Annotated in this window: 18 protein-coding genes; 10 read left to right on the top strand and 8 right to left on the bottom strand. The window is 64.6% G+C overall.

Annotated features, from left to right (window positions below; translation table 11 throughout):
• Window positions 1-499: chorismate synthase (locus NP534_RS18565; RefSeq protein WP_274099665.1), on the top strand; the 499-nt coding region annotated here is incomplete at its 5' end.
• A 77-nt stretch (window positions 500-576) separates the two neighbouring features.
• Window positions 577-1731 carry an MFS transporter gene (locus NP534_RS18560; RefSeq protein ID WP_186659356.1) on the top strand — a complete coding sequence of 385 codons (1155 nt, stop codon included), beginning with the start codon at window positions 577-579 and terminating at the stop codon, window positions 1729-1731.
• Here the strand turns inward: NP534_RS18560 and NP534_RS18555 are convergent.
• A complete protein-coding gene (locus NP534_RS18555) occupies window positions 1617-2297 on the bottom strand; it encodes a LysR family transcriptional regulator (protein WP_274099664.1) in 681 nt (226 codons plus the stop codon). The genes NP534_RS18560 and NP534_RS18555 overlap by 115 nt on opposite strands.
• A 117-nt stretch (window positions 2298-2414) precedes the next feature.
• On the opposite strand from NP534_RS18555, the gene NP534_RS18550 reads away from it, so the two are divergent.
• The 3 genes from NP534_RS18550 to NP534_RS18540 all read left to right on the top strand — a co-directional run bounded on the left by NP534_RS18550 (window position 2415) and on the right by NP534_RS18540 (window position 6815).
• Window positions 2415-2765, top strand: coding sequence for a cupin domain-containing protein (locus tag NP534_RS18550; protein WP_274099663.1), 351 nt, complete (start codon window positions 2415-2417; stop codon window positions 2763-2765).
• A gap of 255 nt (window positions 2766-3020) precedes the next feature.
• Window positions 3021-5438, top strand: coding sequence for a glucose/quinate/shikimate family membrane-bound PQQ-dependent dehydrogenase (locus NP534_RS18545; RefSeq protein ID WP_274099662.1), 2418 nt, complete (start codon window positions 3021-3023; stop codon window positions 5436-5438).
• 108 nt (window positions 5439-5546) lie between these two features.
• Window positions 5547-6815 (top strand): carbohydrate porin, encoded by a 1269-nt coding sequence (locus NP534_RS18540; protein ID WP_274099661.1) that lies wholly within the window; start codon window positions 5547-5549, stop codon window positions 6813-6815.
• A 47-nt stretch (window positions 6816-6862) separates the two neighbouring features.
• On the opposite strand, the gene argE is transcribed toward NP534_RS18540, so the two are convergent.
• Both argE and NP534_RS18530 read right to left on the bottom strand, forming a co-directional pair.
• Window positions 6863-8023, bottom strand: a complete 1161-nt coding sequence (gene argE / locus NP534_RS18535; protein WP_274099660.1) for an acetylornithine deacetylase — start codon at window positions 8021-8023, stop codon at window positions 6863-6865.
• The gene (locus NP534_RS18530; protein WP_033697421.1) at window positions 8016-8690 is read right to left on the bottom strand and encodes a DUF1028 domain-containing protein; all 675 of its coding nucleotides are present in this window, start codon (window positions 8688-8690) and stop codon (window positions 8016-8018) included. The genes argE and NP534_RS18530 overlap by 8 nt, the downstream gene beginning before the upstream one ends.
• On the opposite strand from NP534_RS18530, the gene NP534_RS18525 reads away from it, so the two are divergent.
• The 3 genes from NP534_RS18525 (at window position 8689) to NP534_RS18515 (ending at window position 10718) form a co-directional block, all read left to right on the top strand.
• Entirely contained in the window at window positions 8689-8883 is a 195-nt protein-coding gene (locus tag NP534_RS18525; protein ID WP_274099659.1) for a hypothetical protein, read from the top strand. The genes NP534_RS18530 and NP534_RS18525 overlap by 2 nt on opposite strands.
• Before the next feature lie 99 nt (window positions 8884-8982).
• Complete coding sequence (locus tag NP534_RS18520; protein WP_274099658.1) at window positions 8983-10302, top strand: flavin-containing monooxygenase; 1320 nt, start codon at window positions 8983-8985, stop codon at window positions 10300-10302.
• Window positions 10302-10718, top strand: a complete 417-nt coding sequence (locus NP534_RS18515) for a RidA family protein (protein WP_033697417.1) — start codon at window positions 10302-10304, stop codon at window positions 10716-10718. Before NP534_RS18520 ends, NP534_RS18515 begins: the two co-directional genes overlap by 1 nt.
• Here the strand turns inward: NP534_RS18515 and NP534_RS18510 are convergent.
• Genes NP534_RS18510 through NP534_RS18495 form a run of 4 tightly spaced genes read right to left on the bottom strand, consistent with a single transcriptional unit; the run spans window position 10709 to window position 14468 of the window.
• On the bottom strand, window positions 10709-11515 hold the full coding sequence (locus NP534_RS18510) for a sugar phosphate isomerase/epimerase family protein (RefSeq protein ID WP_274099657.1): 807 nt from the start codon (window positions 11513-11515) through the stop codon (window positions 10709-10711). The genes NP534_RS18515 and NP534_RS18510 overlap by 10 nt on opposite strands.
• Window positions 11512-12252: an SDR family NAD(P)-dependent oxidoreductase gene (locus tag NP534_RS18505; protein WP_033697414.1), complete on the bottom strand. Its 741-nt coding sequence runs from the start codon at window positions 12250-12252 to the stop codon at window positions 11512-11514. Before NP534_RS18505 ends, NP534_RS18510 begins: the two co-directional genes overlap by 4 nt.
• Window positions 12249-13598, bottom strand: a complete 1350-nt coding sequence (locus NP534_RS18500; RefSeq protein WP_050506041.1) for an MFS transporter — start codon at window positions 13596-13598, stop codon at window positions 12249-12251. Before NP534_RS18500 ends, NP534_RS18505 begins: the two co-directional genes overlap by 4 nt.
• 42 nt (window positions 13599-13640) lie before the next feature.
• The gene (locus NP534_RS18495) at window positions 13641-14468 is read right to left on the bottom strand and encodes an amidohydrolase family protein (RefSeq protein WP_274099656.1); all 828 of its coding nucleotides are present in this window, start codon (window positions 14466-14468) and stop codon (window positions 13641-13643) included.
• Window positions 14469-14615: 147 nt separating this feature from the next.
• Here NP534_RS18495 and NP534_RS18490 point away from each other — a divergent pair, with 147 nt between their 5' ends.
• Entirely contained in the window at window positions 14616-15569 is a 954-nt protein-coding gene (locus tag NP534_RS18490; RefSeq protein ID WP_274099655.1) for a LysR family transcriptional regulator, read from the top strand.
• 39 nt (window positions 15570-15608) lie between these two features.
• Here NP534_RS18490 and pgm read toward each other — a convergent pair whose 3' ends face one another.
• Window positions 15609-17246 carry a phosphoglucomutase (alpha-D-glucose-1,6-bisphosphate-dependent) gene (pgm, locus tag NP534_RS18485; RefSeq protein WP_274099654.1) on the bottom strand — a complete coding sequence of 546 codons (1638 nt, stop codon included), beginning with the start codon at window positions 17244-17246 and terminating at the stop codon, window positions 15609-15611.
• Window positions 17247-17359: 113 nt separating this feature from the next.
• Between pgm and NP534_RS18480 the strand changes: the two genes are divergently transcribed.
• Window positions 17360-18007, top strand: coding sequence for a DUF1345 domain-containing protein (locus tag NP534_RS18480; protein ID WP_033697408.1), 648 nt, complete (start codon window positions 17360-17362; stop codon window positions 18005-18007).
• Window positions 18008-18134 lie beyond the last annotated feature (127 nt).

The following is an 18134-nucleotide window of genomic DNA, read 5'->3' as shown; positions in this document are numbered from 1 at the left end:
CCAGGATTCGGTTGGGGCCAAGATCACCGTGGTCGCCGAAGGGGTGATGCCGGGCCTGGGCGAGCCCATCTTCGACCGCCTCGACGCGGAACTTGCCCATGCGCTGATGAGCATCAACGCGGTCAAGGGTGTGGAAATCGGCGCGGGCTTTGCCAGTGTCGCCCAGCGTGGCACCGAGCACCGTGACGAAATGACCCCGAAAGGTTTCCTCAGCAACAACGCTGGCGGCATTCTTGGCGGTATTTCCTCGGGGCAGCCTATCGTTGCGCACCTGGCGCTGAAACCGACGTCGAGCATTACGGTGCCGGGCCGCTCGATCGATGTGAATGGTAATCCGGTCGAAGTGATCACCAAGGGGCGTCATGACCCGTGTGTCGGCATCCGCGCCACGCCGATCGCCGAGGCGATGATGGCCATTGCGCTGATGGACCACCTGCTGCGTCACCGTGCGCAGAATGCCGAGGTGAAGGTCAGTACCCCGGTGCTGGGCCAGCTCTGATTCGTCGGTACCAGCCTCTTCGCGGGTTTAGCCGCGAAGAGGCTGGTAAAGGCAACAACAAAACTGGCTGAGCCACCATGCCCCCGATTCCCTACTGGCGCCTGTCCAGCTTCTACCTTTTCTACTTCGCCCTGCTGGGCTCCACCGCCCCCTTCCTGGCGTTGTACTTCGACCACCTGGGTTTCTCCCCGGCGCGCATCGGCGAGCTGGTGGCCATCCCCATGCTGATGCGCTGCATCGCCCCCAACCTGTGGGGCTGGCTGGGCGACCGTACCGGCCAGCGCCTGCTGATCGTGCGCCTGGGGGCGTTGTCCACCCTGGCCAGCTTTGCCCTGATCTTCTTCGGCAAGAGCTACGCCTGGCTGGCGCTGGTCATGGCCTTGCATGCGTTTTTCTGGCATGCGGTGCTGCCGCAGTTCGAGGTCATCACCCTGGCCCACCTGCACGGGCAAACGTCCCGCTACAGCCAGGTACGCCTGTGGGGCTCGATCGGTTTCATCCTGACCGTGGTCGGCTTGGGCCGGTTGTTCGAGTGGCTGAGCCTGGACATCTACCCGGTAGCCCTCGTCACGATCATGGCCGGCATCGTCGCCGCCAGCCTGTGGGTGCCCAATGCCCAGCCGGTAGAGCAGGGCGAGCGCAGCGGCGCGGGGGGCTTCGTGCAGCAGCTACGGGCGCCTGGGGTTATCGCGTTCTATGTATGCGTGGCGCTGATGCAGCTCAGCCACGGGCCGTACTACACCTTCCTCACCCTGCATCTGGAGCACCTGGGCTACAGCCGTGGCGCCATCGGCCTGTTGTGGGCGCTGGGAGTGGTGGCCGAGGTGCTGGTGTTCATGGCCATGAGCCGGCTCTTCGCGCGGTTTTCCGTGCAGCGGGTGCTGCTGGCCAGCTTCCTGTTGGCCGCCGTGCGCTGGCTGTTGCTTGGCAACCTGGCGGATGACCCGGCAGTGCTGGTGCTGGCCCAGGTGATGCACGCGGCTACTTTCGGTTGCTTTCATGCCGCTTGCATTGCGTTCGTCCAGGCCAGCTTCGGCGCGCGCCAGCAAGGCCAGGGCCAGGCGTTATACGCGGCGCTGTCGGGCACCGGCGGTGCGCTCGGCGCCTTGTACTCGGGCTACAGCTGGAACCTGCTGGGGCCAGCCTTCACCTTTGGTATGGCCAGTGCCGCAGCCTTGGCCGCAGCCGTTATCATTGCCCTTTGTTCGCAATCGACCAGGACCCGCCACTGATGAGTATCCTCAGCGTTTTCCACCCGTCCAGCCCGGAGCTGCCGAACAAGCTGCTGACCCACCACGATGATATACAGGCAGAACAGACCCAGAGGGCGGCAAACCAGCTCATCATTCGGCGCAGGGTCGCCCAGGCGGATCGACAGGTCGTAACGGCCATCGAGCAAGTCATCCAGGCGATCGCTCAGGTCGATGTCCAGCTCCAGGGCCGGGTGCCTGGCCAGAAACGCCCCCAGGTGCGGCGCGATCACCCGGCGCCCGAATTCCACCGGCAGGCACAGGCGCAGCACGCCGACCGGCTCCTCGCCCCGGTCGGCGACACTGGCATCGGCTTCGTCCAACGCTTCGAAGATGCCCCGGGCACGCGCGTAGTAGCGGGCGCCCGCCTCGGTCAGGCTGACCTGGCGGGTGGAGCGGTTCAACAAGGTCGCCCCAAGCTCCGCCTCCAGGGCATCGACCAGGCGTGTCACCGACGATGTCGCCAGCCCGAGCTTGCGCGCTGCTGCAGAAAACCCCTGAGCATCGACGGTCGCCGCGAACATCTTCATGGCCAGGAGTTTGTCCATTTTTCGTCCATCGTTGAAAACTCGGAACGGTCCTACAATCTAGTGGGCGGGTCAAGAAGCGCGCTGCCAGGCAATCACGTCCATAGTGGAAGCACCTCCCTTTGAACGAGATGACACATGGTGCCCCTCAACGTGCTCAACCCCCTCCCGCCCTGCGACCCAACCTCTGCCGAGCGGGTCGACGAGCTGCTCAGCCGCCCCGGTGTGCGGATAGAGCGCATTGTCTCGAGCGGCCAATGCAGCCCGCCGGGGTACTGGTACGACCAGGCCGAAGGTGAATGGATCGTGCTGCTGAGCGGCGCAGCCGGCCTGCGCTTCGAGCATGAAAACCATACCCGGCTGCTGGAGCCCGGCGATTGCCTGGACATCCCGGCGCATTACCGCCACCGCGTGGAATGGACCGCACCCGGTACCCCGACTGTCTGGCTCGCGGTGTTCTACAGCAGCACCAACCCGTGGCCCGACTGAGGCTGTTCGATGCAATCGGGGCCTGCAGGTGCTGCAGGCTTTCGCGGGCAGCGACTCGACCAAAGTATGAGACCGATTGCATAGCCCACATGAACGCCTTGTTTACTGCAATTTTCAGCGCCTGATCTAGACTTTTGCCGACACCTTGGCAAGTTCAGCCCTGCGACAATCAGCCTCACAAAACTTTGTACTAACTTGTTAATTAGCTTGCTAAGGGCTTAAACTGCGCACATTCCACCTGCTGAGATCCCTGGCATGAAAGAAACACCGCGCGCCTCTGGCGCCACAAACCTCATTCTGGTCGGCCTGGGCGTCATCGTCGCCCTGCTCGGCCTGCTCCTGGCCGCTGGCGGCATCAAACTGGCCGGCCTCGGCGGCTCCTGGTACTTCCTCATCGGCGGCCTGGCCATGGCCATCGCCGGTATCCTCATCGCCCGTCGCAAGGTCGCCGGCGCCTGGCTGTATGCTGTATTCCTGGTCGGCACCGCGATCTGGGCACTGATCGACGCGGGCCTGGTGTTCTGGCCGCTGTTCTCCCGCGTGTTCATGTTCGCCGCGATCGGTATGGTGGTGGCGCTGGTCTACCCGCTGCTGGTCCGCGCCAACGGCGGCACCACCGGGCGTGGCGCCTACGGCATCGCCGGTGTGCTGGCGGTGGCGCTGGTGGTTGCTGCAGGCAACATGTTCGTCGCCCACCCAAGCGTCGCCCCTACCGGCAAAGGCCCTGGCATGACCCCGGTCGAAGCGGGCAAGGAGCAGAAGGACTGGGCCCACTACGGCAACACCGAAGGTGGCAGCCGCTTCGCTGCGCTCGACCAGATCAACCGTGACAACGTCAACAAGCTGAAGGTGGCCTGGACCTACCACACCGGTGACGTCGCCATCAGTGACGGCAACGGCGCCGAGGACCAGCTGACCCCGCTGCAGGTTGGCAACAAGGTGTTCATCTGCACCCCGCACAACAACCTGATCGCACTCGACGCCGACACCGGCAAAGAGCTGTGGAAGAACGCAATCAACGCCCAGTCCAAGGTCTGGCAGCGTTGCCGCGGCATGGCCTACTTCGACGCAACCGCGCCGCTGGCCCAACCGACCCAGCCGAACAGCTCGCCGATTGCCGCAGCCACTGTGGCGGCCGGTGCCAACTGCCAGCGCCGCTTGCTCACCAACACCATCGACGGCCGCCTGATTGCAGTCGACGCCGACACCGGTGAGTTCTGCCAGGGCTTCGGCAACAACGGCCAGGTCAACCTCATGGCCGGCCTGGGTGACGTGCCGGACTCCTTCTACCAACTGTCGTCCGCGCCGCTGATGGCCGGTACCACCGTGGTGGTTGGCGGTCGCGTTGCCGATAACGTCCAGACCGACATGCCAGGCGGCGTGATCCGTGGCTTCGACGTCATCACCGGGGCCATGCGCTGGGCCTTCGACCCAGGCAACCCGGAAGACCGCAACGCCCCGGCCGACGGCAGCAGCTACGTGCGCAGCACCCCGAACAGCTGGGCACCGATGTCCTACGACCCGGCCATGAACACCGTGTTCCTGCCGATGGGTTCGTCGTCCACCGACATCTATGGCGTTGAACGCAACACGCTGGATCACACTTACGGTGCGTCGGTACTGGCGCTGGATGCGACCACCGGCAATCAGAAATGGGTTTACCAGACCGTGCACAACGACCTCTGGGATTTTGACCTGCCGATGCAGCCAAGCCTGATCGACTTCACCAAGGACGACGGCAAGACCGTGCCTGCGGTGGTGATCGGTACCAAGGCCGGGCAGATCTACGTACTTGACCGTGCCACCGGCAAACCGCTGACCCAGGTCGACGAAGTACCGGTCAAACCGAGCAACATCCCCAATGAGCCGTACTCCCCGACCCAGCCGAAATCGGTAGGCATGCCGCAGATCGGCGCGCAGACCCTGACCGAATCGGACATGTGGGGCGCTACCCCGTATGACCAGCTGCTGTGCCGCATCGACTTCAAGAAAATGCGCTACGACGGCCTGTACACCGCGCCAGGCACCGACCTGTCGCTGAGCTTCCCGGGCTCGCTGGGTGGCATGAACTGGGGCAGCATTTCCACCGACCCGGTACATGGTTTCATCTTCGTCAACGACATGCGCCTGGGCCTGTGGATCCAGATGATCCCGTCGCAGAACAAAGGCGATGCCGCTTCGGGTGGCGAAGCACTGAACACCGGCATGGGCGCCGTACCCCTCAAGGGCACGCCTTATGCGGTGAACAAGAACCGCTTCCTGTCGGTTGCCGGCATCCCCTGCCAGGCACCGCCGTTCGGCACCCTCACCGCCGTCGACATGAAAACCCGTCAGATCGCCTGGCAGGTACCGGTCGGCACCGTCGAGGACACCGGCCCGCTGGGTATCCGCATGCACCTGCCGATCAAGATCGGCCTGCCCACCCTGGGCGGCACGCTGTCGACCCAAGGCGGCCTGGTGTTCATCGCCGGCACCCAGGACTTCTACCTGCGCGCCTACGACAGCAGCAACGGTAATGAAGTGTGGAAGGCCCGCCTGCCGGTGGGTAGCCAGGGTGGCCCAATGACCTACGTTTCGCCGAAAACCGGCAAGCAGTATGTGGTGATCACCGCCGGTGGCGCGCGTCAGTCGACTGACCGTGGCGACTACGTGATTTCTTACGCACTGCCATAAACCGCGTCATCCCCCTCGCTGGCAAGCCGGCTCCACAGGCCCTACACGGAACCTGTGGGGGCCGGCTTGCCAGCGATGAGGCCCTGAAAGATCAATCGAGACCCCGCAATGCCATCCGCAATTCGCATCACGTCTTCCCTGCTGCTTGCCCTGGCCAGCACCAGCGCCCTCGCCGACGGCGACCTCATGAACCGTAGCACTATGACCGGTGACTGGGGTGGCCTGCGCCATCAGCTCGAAGAAGACGGCGTCAAGTTCACCGGCGACTACAGCGGTGAAACCGCCTACAACGCCCACGGTGGCCTGCACCGTTCGGCCCGTTACTCGCAGAACCTCAAGCTAGGCGTGCAGTTCGACCTGTCGAAACTGTATGGCCTGGAGAACGGCGGCAAGGTTCAGCTGACCATCAACGACCGCCGCGGCAACAGTGCCTCGGAAGACCTGGTGGGCAACCGCCTGCCGATCCAGGAGAACTTCGGTGGCCTGTATACCCGCCTGACCGAACTGAGCTACGAGCGCACCCTGTTCACCCCGGCCCTCAACGTCAAGCTGGGCTACATGGCCATGGGCAACGACCTCGGCGGCCTGGACAGCGGCATTCTGTGCAACTTCATGAACGCCGGTTTCTGCGGCCACCCGCTGAACATGTCCGGCGGCAGCGGCTGGACCAACTACCCCAACGCGCACCTGGGCGTGCGGGTCAAATACGACCTGTCGCCGTCCTGGCAGCTGCGGGTGGCGGCGTTCAACGTCGACCCCGAAAGCAACGGCAACTCCAGCCGTGCCTGGCACCTGGGGCCCAAGCACACCACAGGCACCGTGGTGCCGGTGGAACTGGTGTACAAACTGCAAGGCGAGCTGCCAGGCGAGTACAAGCTGGGCTACTACTACGACAGCTCCGATGTAAAACGTATCGGCAGCGACAAGGAAGTGTCCGGCCGTGGCGGCCATTACCTGCTGATCGACCAGGCCGTGTGGAACGACCAGGGCTCGCCGGGCCGCAGCCTGCATGCCTTTGGCCAGTACTCGGCATCGAGCAAGGCCGCTTCGCCGTTCACCAAGTGGTATGGCGCCGGCGTGGTGCTGTACAAACCGTTCGAAGGCCGCCCGCGCGATACCGTGGCCCTGGGCTATGGCCGCGCCGTGCCTAACCCGCGCAGCCGCGATGTGTTGGAAGACGCCGCGTTCGACGCAGGCCAGCAGTTCCCGGACATCGACAGCGCCGAGCAGTTGATCGAACTGAGCTACGGCTACCAGGCCACCCCTTGGCTGAACCTGCGGCCGGATGTGCAGTACATCATCGAGCCTGGGGCGTTTTCGGGCAAAGCCATCGACAATGCGTTGGTCGTCGGTTTGCAGGTCAAGGCGACGTTCTGACCTTCAATGGCAGTGGAATCCTGGGGCCGCAACGCGGCCCCCGTTTTTCAGCCCTGCCGCAGGTAATCCACCAGCCGCAGCAACATGGCATCACACCCCTGCAACTGCTCGACACTGACAAACTCGTCCGGCTTGTGACCCTGCTCCATACTGCCAGGCCCGCAGACCACCGTCGGGATTCCAGCCTGATCGAACAGGCCGCCTTCGGTACCGAACGCTACCGTGCCGAACGCTTGCGAACCACTGAGCAACGCCACCAGCTGCGCCGCCTCGCTGTCAGCCGGCGTGGCCAGCCCCGGGTAGGCACTGAGTGCTTGCAGGCGGATATCGGCGCCCGCGTTGACGGCGCGCATGCGCGGCAGCAACTCAGCCTCGGCGTAGCCCTGCAACTGGTCAGCCACGCCTTGCGCGTCGAAGCCCGGCAAGGCGCGCACCTCGAAGTCGAACTCGCACTCCTCGGGCACGATGTTCAGCGCCCTGCCCCCCTTGATCACGCCGGTCTGCACCGTGGAGAACGGCGGATCGAAACGCGCGTCATGCTGCTCGGGCTGCGCCAGCCCCTCACCCATCTCGCCCAGCTTGCCGATCAGGCGCGCCGCATACTCGATGGCATTCACCCCATAAGGCGCATAGGCCGAATGGCAGGCCGCGCCATGGACCTGGCAACGCATGGCCAGCTTGCCCTTGTGGCCTAGCACCGGCTTGAGCTCGGTCGGCTCGCCAATCAGGCACAGCCGCGGTTTATGGGGCCGCTGTTCAAGCGCCGCGAGCATCGAACGTACCCCCAGGCAACCGACTTCTTCGTCATAGGAGAACGCCAGGTGCAGCGGCATACGCAAAGGCCGCGCGAGAAACGCCGGGACCGCCGCCAGCACCGAGGCAATGAAGCCCTTCATGTCCGCAGCGCCGCGCCCGTACAAGCGCCCATCACGTTCGCTCAGGGCAAACGGCTCGACCGTCCAGGCCTGGCCGTCCACCGGCACCACGTCGGTGTGCCCCGACAGCACCACACCGCCCACGTCCTGCGGGCCGATGGTGGCAAACAGGTTGGCCTTGGTGCCTTCGGCGTTATGGAACAACTCGCACTCCACGCCAAGACCCGCCAGGTAGTCAGCGATGAAGCCGATCAGCGCCAGGTTGGAATCGCGGCTGACCGTGGCAAAGCCGATCAGCCGGGCAAGCAGCGCGCGGCTGGCGAACTCACTCATTCCCCGGTACCCCGTAGCTTGGCGCTGCCGTAGGGTCGAGGGCGCGGGTCACGTAGTCCTGCATCTGAGGGCGATAGGCCTGCCACAGGCCATCCAGTTGACCGATCGGGTCCTCATCGGCCCAGTCGACACGCAGGTCCACCAAGGGCCAGGTCAGCTCCCCGGCAATCTTCAATGCCGCAGAGTGCACAGGGCCGGCCTCGCCCCCCGCCGCCATGGCCGCGTGCATGGCCGCCAGCAGGCGGTCGGCCAGATGCCCCTCGGCCTGTTCGAAGGCGTGCACCATGGCCTCGATCACCTGCCGGGAAGACAGCAAGTTACCGGCCGCAGCGCACTGCTCGCCCGCCACGGCATCATGTACACCCAGGGCCTGCTTGCCGGTGAACAGCGCGACCTGGCCATGGCTGTCGATCACCGTGACCTGGCGGTATTCGCTCCAGCCGTTGGCATTGAGCACCCGGTCCAGCGCGGCAGGCGGCAGCTGCCCCTGCTCCAGGGCATCGAGCAGCTGCGGCCCGAGGGCCGGCAAGGTGATGTTCTGGGTCGCGACCGCCCCCACACCTGCACGCACCCAGGGGCAGCGTGCCCCTACCGCAATGCTCGACGAACTGATGGCGATACCGACCTGGCCGGTTTCCTGGCAGCGACCGATGATGGAGAAAGTCATGTCATGGCTCCTGTTGTTCTGTCCAATGCACGCCATTCTGGGTGGAAGCATCCAGCACGCGAAACGACCTTTTTCCGAGGGCTTGAACAGGAAAAAACTAAGCCCCTCGCCCGCGCTGCGAAAAACCGCCAAAACACCGCTGCAAGCCACGCGAATCAAGGCCTTCGCCGTTTTATCGGCAAGCACCAGCTAAATACTATTTTCGCCATTTGTGCTGCATCCCTAGTCTGGCCCCAGGCAACGGCGGTCCTCCAAACCGACCTTACAAAAATCGCCAGAAAAGGGCTCGGACATGACTCTGAACAACATCGAAATCGACACCCTCGTCGTCGGCGCCGGCCAAGCCGGCGTGGCCATGAGTGAACACCTGAACAAGCTCGGCGTTCCGCACCTGGTACTGGAGCGCAACCGCATCGCCGAAGCCTGGCGCACCGGCCGCTGGGACTCGCTGGTCGCCAACGGCCCGGTCTGGCATGACCGCTTCCCGGGGCTCGAATTCAACCTCGATGCCGATGCATTCGCCGGCAAGGACCAGGTCGCTGACTACTTCGAACAGTACGTGCGCAAGTACAACCTGCCGGTACGTACCGGCATCGAAGTGAAGAAAGTGGTGCGTAACAGCGACCGCCCCGGCTTCACCATCGAAACCAACGAGGGCGTGATCCGCGCCAACCGCGTGGTCGCCGCCACCGGCCCGTTCCAGCGCCCGGTGATTCCGGCCATTGCGCCGCAAGACCCACGTCTGCACCAGATCCACTCCGCCGCCTATTTCAACCCCGAGCAGTTGCCCGCAGGCGCCGTGCTGGTAGTGGGTGCGGGTTCTTCGGGCGTGCAGATCGCCGAAGAACTGATGCGCGCCGGGCGCCAGGTGTACCTCTCGGTCGGCGCCCATGACCGCCCGCCACGGGCCTACCGCAACCGCGACTTCTGCTGGTGGCTGGGCGTGCTGGGCGAGTGGGACGCAGAAATCGCCAAGCCCGGCCGTGAGCACGTGACCATTGCCGTCAGCGGCGCACGCGGCGGCCATACCGTGGACTTCCGTGCCCTCGCCCATCAAGGCATGGCCCTGGTCGGCCTGACTCAGTCGTTCAGCGAAGGCGTTGCCCGCTTCCAGGACAACCTGGCGGACAACATTCGCCGTGGCGACGAGAACTACCTGGCCCTGCTCGATGCCGCCGACGCCTACATCGAACGCAACGGCCTGGACCTGCCAGAAGAGCCCGCAGCTCGCGAGCGGCTGCCCGACCCAGCGTGCGTCAGCAACCCGCTGCTCGAACTCGACCTGATAAAGGCCGGCGTCAGCAGCATCATCTGGGCCACCGGCTATGGCGTGGACTTCAGCTGGTTGCAGGTCGACACCTTCGACGCCAACGGCAAGCCTCAGCACCAGCGCGGCGTTGCCCGCGAGCCGGGCGTGTACTTCCTCGGTCTGCCCTGGCTGTCACGCCGCGGCTCGTCGTTCATCTGGGGCGTGTGGCACGACGCCAAGCACGTCGCCGGCCACATCGCCACGCAACGGACCTACCTGGCCTACCGCGACAGCGATCAACGCGCAGCGGATGACCAGCAACAACCCACGATCAGCAACGTCAGCACCCTCGGAGCCCACTGATGCCTACCCATACCCGTATCCGCATGTTCAACACCAAGGTCACCTACCCCAACCAGACCCTGGACAACGACCTGTGCCAGGCAGTGCGCGCCGGCAACACCGTCTACGTACGCGGCCAGGTGGGCACCGACTTCGAAGGGCGACTGGTGGGCCTGGGTGACCCACGGGCACAAGCCGAACAGGCGATGAAAAACGTCAAGCAGCTGCTTGAAGAGGCAGGCTCGGACCTGTCGCACATCGTCAAGACCACCACCTACATCACCGACCCGCGCTTCCGCGAGCCGGTGTACAAGGAAGTCGGCAAGTGGCTCAAGGGCGTGTTCCCGATTTCCACCGGGCTGGTGGTGGCAGGCCTTGCCCAGGCCGAGTGGCTGATGGAGATCGACGTGATCGCCGTGGTGCCGGATCAGGCTTGAGCCACCGCCTGCGCACTCAGCCAGGCCTGCGTTACCCGCGCAGCCGCCGTTAGCCGCTGTGTCCCGTGCAACTGGGCTGACGGCACTTCCACGCTGAGGCTGACGCCTTTGGGCAAGGCTGCGAGCAACTGCACCAACGGCAGTTGCCCGTGGCCCGGCAACTGCCGGCCCTGGCGCGCTTCCTGGATGATGCCGCTCTCGGGTGGCGCCTGCAGGGGCGCATCGCATAACTGCACGGCCTGCAAGTAACGCGGGTCAATGTGGGCAAGGTCCGCCACCTGCCCCCCCGCGCGAAACAAGTGCAGGGCATCGACCAGCACACCGCTGTTGCCTTGCCCCGCCCCTGCCACCACGCTGTAGGCCTGCTGCACGGTCGCCACCGGCCGCCAGCGCATGAACTCAAGGTCCACGCGCAGGCCATAACCCCGCGCCAGCACGCACAAGGCCGCGAAGTGCCCGGTCAGCCGCGCGAAATCGGCGTCATCCCCCGACACCGTCAAGCTCACCGCCCCCAGCTCTGCACCTGCCGCCAGCAACGGCTCGTAATCGGCGACCACCACCTCGGGTGTCAATGACACGAACTCGATGTCAGCGACCCGCACGCCCTCGCCCGCCATCACCGCCTTGAGCTCACGCAGCGCCTGGCTACCCGCCGCTTCCGGGTAGGCCAGTGCACCCGGCAGCACCGGATGCAAGCGCAGCCCCACCGAACTGAAGCCGGCACGGCGCGCCTCGCGCACCAGCTCGGCAGGCGCCAGGTCCAGCGCCGTCAGGTGAGCGACACCCAGGCCACTCAATAGGTCGCCCTCCCACCGCTGAGGTCGAACACGAAGCCGGTAGTGAAACTGCACTCGGGCCCGGCGATCCAGCTCACCATGTTGGCGATTTCCTCTACCTTCAGGAACCGCCCCATGGGGATCTTGGCCTTGCTCGCGGCAATGTGCTCCGGGGTCATCTCGGCCATCAGCGGCGTTTCGACCATGGCCGGCGCCACGCAGTTGAGCAACACGCCGTCCTGCGCCAGCTCTTTGGCTGCGGCCTTGGTGAAGGCGATCACCCCTGCCTTGGCTGCCGAGTACGCCGAGATGTATTGCACGCCATCCTTGCCGGCCATCGAGGCGACATTGACGATGCGCCCGTAGCCGCGCTCACGCATGTGCGGGATGGCAGTGCGGCAGCAATAGAACACGCCGTTCAGGTCAATGGCGATGACCTTGTCCCAGGCCGCTGGCGGGTATTCCCACGCGGGCACCACCGGGCCATTGATACCGGCGTTGTTGACCAGGATCTCGACCTGCCCGACCTGCGCCAGCACATGGGCGAAGGCCGCTTCAACCGAGGCCAGAGACGACACATCGACCGACTGACGCAGCACAGGCTCGAAACCCTGCTCGGCCGCGTCCCAGCCATCGACCGCGAGGTCCCAGATCACCACTTGGGCGCCCGCAGCGTGCAACCGCTGCGCAATGCCCAGGCCGATGCCACGCATGCCGCCGGTGACGATTGCAGTCTGCCCTTGCAGGTATTGGCTCATTGCTTTGCTCCATTATCGAGAGAGGGAACGTCTGGCAGGCGACGCAGGTCGCTGACCATGAACAGGTAACACAGCGCACCCAGGACGGTGATCGACGACACGAAGACCAGGGCCCAGACAAACGAGCCGGTCATTGACACGATGATGCCGATGGTCAGTGGGGTGACGATGCCCGCCGCGTTGGCGAACAGGTTGAACAGGCCGCCACTCAAGCCCAGCAGGCCTTTGGGCGCGATATCGGAGACGATCATCCAGGCCAGCGCCGACATGCCCTGGGCAAAATAGGCGATGCAGAGAATGGCGATCACCAGCGCGTCGGACTCGACATAGTTGGCCAACACAATGACCGAGGCCGTGAGCAGGCCGGCAATCACCGGCAGCTTGCGCGCCACGTTCAGGGAGTAGCCACGGCGCAGCAAGGCGTCGGACAACCAGCCGCCGACCAGGGTCCCCAGCGACGCGGCGATGAAAGGCAGCACTGCGACCCAGCCGACCTTCAGCCACGGCATGTGCCGCTCGGTCACCAGGTACGTCGGAAACCAGGTAAGGAAGAACACGTTGGTCGAGTTGCAGGCAAACTGCCCCAGGCAGATACCCAGCATGTTGCGGTGCTTGAGCAACGCCGGGATCTGCGACCAGCGGAACACCGTGGCTTTCTGGCCACCGTCGACCACGCCGCCGCCGGCGGCGATGTAGTCGAGTTCGGCCTGGTTAGCCGTGGTGGACTGGTGCGGTTCATGGTATTTGCGCCACCAGACCAGGCCATACAGGATGCCCATCAGCCCGACCGCCATCAGCAGAAAACGCCAGCCGTAGGCATGCAGCACCCAGAACAGCAGCGGCGTTAAAAAGGCCAGCCCGGTGTACTCGGCGAAGGTGTAGATACCGGTCGCCCTGGCCCGTTCACTCTGCGGGAACCAGGTCGCCACCACGCGGCTGTTGGTGGGGAAGCACGGTGCTTCGGTCACCCCCACCAGAAAACGCATGCCCAACAGCGACAGAAAGCCCTGGGCCAACCCCTGCAAGCCGGTGAACAGCGACCACAGCGTCAAGGCCAGCCAGTAGGTGAACTTGGTACCCAGCCGATCGATGAGGATCCCGCCCGGGATCTGCGCCGCCGCGTAGGTCCAGGAAAACGCCGAAAAGATCACCCCCATCATCGCCGCATTCAGGCCCAGGTCGGCACTGATACTGGGCGCCGCAATGCCCATCACGCTGCGGTCGAGGTAGTTGATCATGGTGCCGCCAGATATCAGCGCCAGGATCATGAAGCGCGTGCGAGTGCGTTGTTGCAGGCGTGCAGGGGTGTCGAACACCCCCAAGCCGATGTTCTGCTCAGTGTTCATGACGGTTGCTCTCTTGTTATTGGAATGGCAAAGGGCGCTGCGTCAGGCGAACCCGAACAGACGTCGCGGCGTGTCCCACATGACCTTGCGGCGCAGTTGCGCATCCGGCATCAGGCGCTCGGCCAGTTTCAGCAAGGGCCCGTAGTCCACCCGCGCGCGCTGGCGAATGAACGGCCAGTCGGAGCCCCACACACAAGCATCCGGGCCAAAGGCCTCGATCAGGGCATGGACGTAGGCACTGCTCTGCGCCAGCAGCGCATCGGCCGCGGCGAACTTCTGCATGCCGGACAGCTTGACGCTGGCCCGGCCGCTGCCAGCCAACTGCAGCAAGGCCTGGAAGCCCGGCTGCTGGACGCCGGCGCGTACGTCTGGTCGGCCGCAGTGGTCGATCAACAGGCGTGCCGAGGTACGCCGCAGCAGCCCGCGCAACGCCAGCAACTGGTCTTCGCAGACCTGGACCTGGGCAAACAGGTCGAGCTCGGCGAGCTTGCCGAACAACCCGTCGACCGCGTCGAGGCTCGCCACCCCGTACAGCGCCGGGTTGAAAGCCACCCCGACCACCCCTTGGGTCTGCAGCGCGGCCAGCGCATCGAGGGTGATGCCAGGGTCGACCACCGCCACGCCCTTGAAACGCCCCTGCCCTATGGCCAGGGCGTGCAACAGGCAACGGTTGTCGGTGTGGTAGCCGCTGTTGGGGCCTACCAGCAAGGCATGCTGCACACCGTAGGCCTCCATCACCCGGTTGAACTGCTCGAGGGTGGCGACCTCCTGCCCGGACGGTGCATAGGGCGCGTCGGGGTGATAGGCAAAGCGGGCGGGGTCAAACAGATGGTTATGGCAATCGATCTTGGGTTCATCAAAGATGTTCACGCAGCACTCCCGTCAAGCGCCGCTGCGCTTGCCTGCAGATCTTGTTATTGTGCGCCGCAAAGGCGGCTCGGCTGGGTTCAAGATACTGCGTGCCCAGCGGATGCGCTCATACCCAGATGGCGAAGACCATAACCAAAGGTAATGCCCATGCCCCTCGACAACGAAGGCCCGGAAGCCCGCGCGCTGGTGTTCAAACTGCGGCACATGGAAGTGTTTCGTGCGGTGATGCTGACCGGGTCGATCAGCGCGGCGGCGAAAATGCTTTATGTGTCGCAGCCAGCGGTGAGCAAGTTGATCCAGTACATCGAGGGGCGCCTGGCGTACCGGTTGTTCGAGCGCATCAACAACCGCCTGGTGCCAACCCACGAGGCGCAGATTCTCTTTCGCGAAGTCGAGCGGGTGTATCAGGCGGCGCTGGAGGTCAATGAATGTGCGTTGTCACTGGCCAGTGGCGGCCATCGCAACCTGCGCATCTCGTGCAGCGCATCGCTGTCGACCGTGGTAATACCGATTGCGCTGGCCCAGCTCAAGCGCGAGTCGCCCTCGCTGAACATCGAGTGGCAAACCTCGCTGATGGGTGAAATGCCGAACCAGATCCTGTCGAAGAAGGTCGACCTGTCGATTGCCGCCTTGCCGGTGATCCACGATCACCTGCATTCACGGGCGTTCATGCGTGGGCGCATGGTGGTGGTGATGCCGCCGGAGCACGCCCTGGCGCGGCAGGCATCCCTGACCCTGGAGCAACTGCAAGGCCATGACTTGCTGCTGTTCAGGCCCGACATGCCGTTTGGCAAACTGCTGGCCGAACACATCCACCAGCGCGGCCTGCAGCTGCAATCATTGTTGTCGTTCACCAATGCCAACGAAGCCGTGGCCCTGGTCAAGCAAGGCATGGGGCTTACCCTGATCGACGAGTTCGTGGCGCAGGACAGCGGCTTGGCGGTGGTGCCACTGGCCGAAGAAATCCACTTCGACATCAGCTTTGTCTATTCGCGCTTCGAACCGCCTTCGCACTCGGCGCTGCACCTGATGCAGGTGCTGCATGCGCAGGCGTTGAAGCTTGGCCGTGGGGTTGCGGGGTTCGAGCTGCCTGCCGCCTGAGGCAGAGAAGCGGCCCGGCAAGGCCGCCTCTGCAGGGAATCAGGCGATGGCGGCGTCCACCAACACCTGCGCTTCCTGCACCAGGCGCTGCAGGTGCGCCTCGTCGATGAAGCTCTCGGCGTAGATCTTGTAGATGTCCTCGGTGCCCGACGGCCGCGCGGCAAACCAGCCGTTGGCGGTCATCACCTTCAACCCGCCAATCGCCTGGCCGTTGCCTGGCGCATGGCTGAGGATCTGCACGATCGGCTCACCGGCCAGTTCGGTCAACTTGACCTGTTCGGGTGCCAGCTTGCTCAGCAACGCCTTCTGCCGTACATCGGCCTTGGCCTCGACACGCGTAGCAAACGGCTTGCCCAGTGCCGCCGTCAGGTCCGCATAGGCCTGGCTCGGATTGCGCCCGGTACGTGCGGTCATCTCTGCGGCCAGCAAGGCCGGAATCAACCCGTCCTTGTCAGTGGCCCAGACCGAGCCATCGCGGCGCAGGAACGACGCCCCCGCGCTTTCCTCGCCACCAAAACCCAACGAGCCATCGAACAAGCCCTGGGCAAAGAACTTGAACCCCACCGGCACCTCATACAGTTCACGGCCCAGGCGTTCGGTGACGCGGTCGATCAGGCCGCTGGACACAACGGTCTTGCCCACTGCCGCGTCGCTGCGCCATTGCGGGCGGTGACGGAACAGGTAGTCGATGGCCACGGCCAGGTAGTTGTTCGGCTGCAACAGGCCATCCGGGGTGACGATGCCATGGCGGTCGTGGTCCGGGTCGCAGGCAAACGCCACGTCGAAGCGCTCGCGCAGGCCAATCAGGCCCTGCATGGCGTGGGGCGAGGATGGGTCCATGCGGATCTGGCCGTCCCAGTCGACGGTCATGAAGCGGAAGGTCGGGTCGACCTCGGTGTTGACCACTTCCAGATTGAGCTTGTAATGCTCGGCAATCGCCGCCCAGTAATGCACCCCGGCCCCACCCAACGGGTCAACGCCCAGGCGCAGGTTGGCGCTGCGAATCACATCGAAGTCGATGACATTGCCCAGGTCTGCCACGTAGTGGCTCACGTAGTCGTGGCGATGGGTGGTGGCAGCTTGCAAGGCCTGGGCATGGTCCATGCGCTTGACGCCCGCCAGGTTCGCCGCCAGCAGTTCGTTGGCCTTGGCCTCGACCCACTTGGTCACGTCGCTGTCAGCCGGGCCGCCATTGGGCGGGTTGTACTTGAAGCCCCCGCTTTGCGGCGGGTTGTGCGACGGCGTGATGACGATGCCGTCGGCAAGGCCTTGTTCACGGCCACGGTTGTAGCAAAGGATGGCGTGGGACACCGCCGGGGTCGGCGTGTACTCGTCGTCTTTGGACAACATCACCTGCACGCCGTTGGCCGCCAGCACTTCCAGCGCACTGGCCGAGGCCGGTGCCGACAGCGCGTGGGTGTCGGCGCCGATGAACAGCGGGCCGTCGATGCCCTTCTCCTGGCGGTACAGGCAGATGGCCTGGGTGATGGCCAGCACGTGGTACTCGTTGAAACTCAACTCGAAGGAAGTACCTCGGTGCCCCGAGGTGCCGAAGGCCACCCGCTGGGCCGCCACCGCCGCGTCGGGGCGGCCGGTGTAGTAAGCGGTGAGCAGTCGGGGAATATCGACCAGCACGCTGGCCGGAGCCAGCTTGCCTGCCAAAGGACTGAGCGTCATGCAGAAACCTCGAGTTCAACGGATGTTGGTGTTGGAGCTTGCAGTGTACTGAGAGTTGCAATGCCGCGCGATGGTCTAGAGTATTTGCCATCACTCCCCGGCAACGAGGCCCCATGGCTGTCCACCGCCTGACCCGCACTCACCCCCGCCTCACGTTCGCCGCCCTGGTCGGCATCATCGGCGCCTGGCTGGTCCCGGCAGGTGACACCGTCCAGCATATCCTCGTCGGCTGGAACCTCGGCGTCTGGCTTTACCTGCTGCTGGTGCTGTGGCTGACCTGGAACGCCAACCCGGATAAAGTCCGCAAGGTCGCCCAGATCGAGGACGAAAACGCCGGGCTGGTTCTGTTTACCGTGTGCATCGCCGCCATCGCCAGCCTGGCCGCGATCACCCTGCAACTGGTCTCCAGCCGCGGCTTGCAAGGCAATGCGCTGGCCCTGCACTACCTCTACACCGGCTTGACCGTGGCCGGCTCCTGGCTGCTGATCGGCTGCATTTTCAGCCTGCACTACGCCCGGCTGTTCTATAACGGGCAAAACCACGAACCCCCACTGCGCTTCGCCGACGGCGAACGCAACCCGGATTACTGGGACTTCCACTACTTCTCGTTCACCATCAGCGTGGCGGTGCAAACGTCCGATGTCGGCGTCGCCGGGCGCGGGCTGCGGCGGGTGGTGCTGGCGCACTCCGTGGTCGGCTTCGTGTTCAACACGGCGATTCTGGGGTTCACCATCAATATTGCGGCGGGCCTGCTGGGCTAGCACCGGTTCAACTCGCACCGCTCGTCAGAAAACGCTGCACGCCTGAGAATCGTGAAATTGGCAGAATCTGCCGGGTTATTCGGCACCGCCGCACAAGGAAAACGTTTGCCGGGCCTTTTGCCGCTAG

The organism is Pseudomonas sp. 39004 (assembly GCF_028682155.1).
Lineage (GTDB): Bacteria > Pseudomonadota > Gammaproteobacteria > Pseudomonadales > Pseudomonadaceae > Aquipseudomonas > Aquipseudomonas capeferrum.
The sequence above is the reverse complement of the archived record's forward strand: the minus strand, read 5'-3'. Positions and strand labels throughout refer to the sequence as shown.

What these genes read in the sequence shown, in the direction of transcription:
- NP534_RS18560 (WP_186659356.1), top strand. Translation starts at nt 577, where the DNA reads ATGCCCCCGATTCCCTACTGGCGCCTGTCCAGCTTCTACCTTTTCTAC.
- NP534_RS18555 (WP_274099664.1), bottom strand. Translation starts at nt 2,297, where the DNA reads ATGGACAAACTCCTGGCCATGAAGATGTTCGCGGCGACCGTCGATGCT.
- NP534_RS18550 (WP_274099663.1), top strand. Translation starts at nt 2,415, where the DNA reads ATGGTGCCCCTCAACGTGCTCAACCCCCTCCCGCCCTGCGACCCAACC.
- NP534_RS18545 (WP_274099662.1), top strand. Translation starts at nt 3,021, where the DNA reads ATGAAAGAAACACCGCGCGCCTCTGGCGCCACAAACCTCATTCTGGTC.
- NP534_RS18540 (WP_274099661.1), top strand. Translation starts at nt 5,547, where the DNA reads ATGCCATCCGCAATTCGCATCACGTCTTCCCTGCTGCTTGCCCTGGCC.
- argE (WP_274099660.1), bottom strand. Translation starts at nt 8,023, where the DNA reads ATGAGTGAGTTCGCCAGCCGCGCGCTGCTTGCCCGGCTGATCGGCTTT.
- NP534_RS18525 (WP_274099659.1), top strand. Translation starts at nt 8,689, where the DNA reads ATGTCATGGCTCCTGTTGTTCTGTCCAATGCACGCCATTCTGGGTGGA.
- NP534_RS18530 (WP_033697421.1), bottom strand. Translation starts at nt 8,690, where the DNA reads ATGACTTTCTCCATCATCGGTCGCTGCCAGGAAACCGGCCAGGTCGGT.
- NP534_RS18520 (WP_274099658.1), top strand. Translation starts at nt 8,983, where the DNA reads ATGACTCTGAACAACATCGAAATCGACACCCTCGTCGTCGGCGCCGGC.
- NP534_RS18515 (WP_033697417.1), top strand. Translation starts at nt 10,302, where the DNA reads ATGCCTACCCATACCCGTATCCGCATGTTCAACACCAAGGTCACCTAC.
- NP534_RS18505 (WP_033697414.1), bottom strand. Translation starts at nt 12,252, where the DNA reads ATGAGCCAATACCTGCAAGGGCAGACTGCAATCGTCACCGGCGGCATG.
- NP534_RS18500 (WP_050506041.1), bottom strand. Translation starts at nt 13,598, where the DNA reads ATGAACACTGAGCAGAACATCGGCTTGGGGGTGTTCGACACCCCTGCA.
- NP534_RS18490 (WP_274099655.1), top strand. Translation starts at nt 14,616, where the DNA reads ATGCCCCTCGACAACGAAGGCCCGGAAGCCCGCGCGCTGGTGTTCAAA.
- pgm (WP_274099654.1), bottom strand. Translation starts at nt 17,246, where the DNA reads ATGACGCTCAGTCCTTTGGCAGGCAAGCTGGCTCCGGCCAGCGTGCTG.
- NP534_RS18480 (WP_033697408.1), top strand. Translation starts at nt 17,360, where the DNA reads ATGGCTGTCCACCGCCTGACCCGCACTCACCCCCGCCTCACGTTCGCC.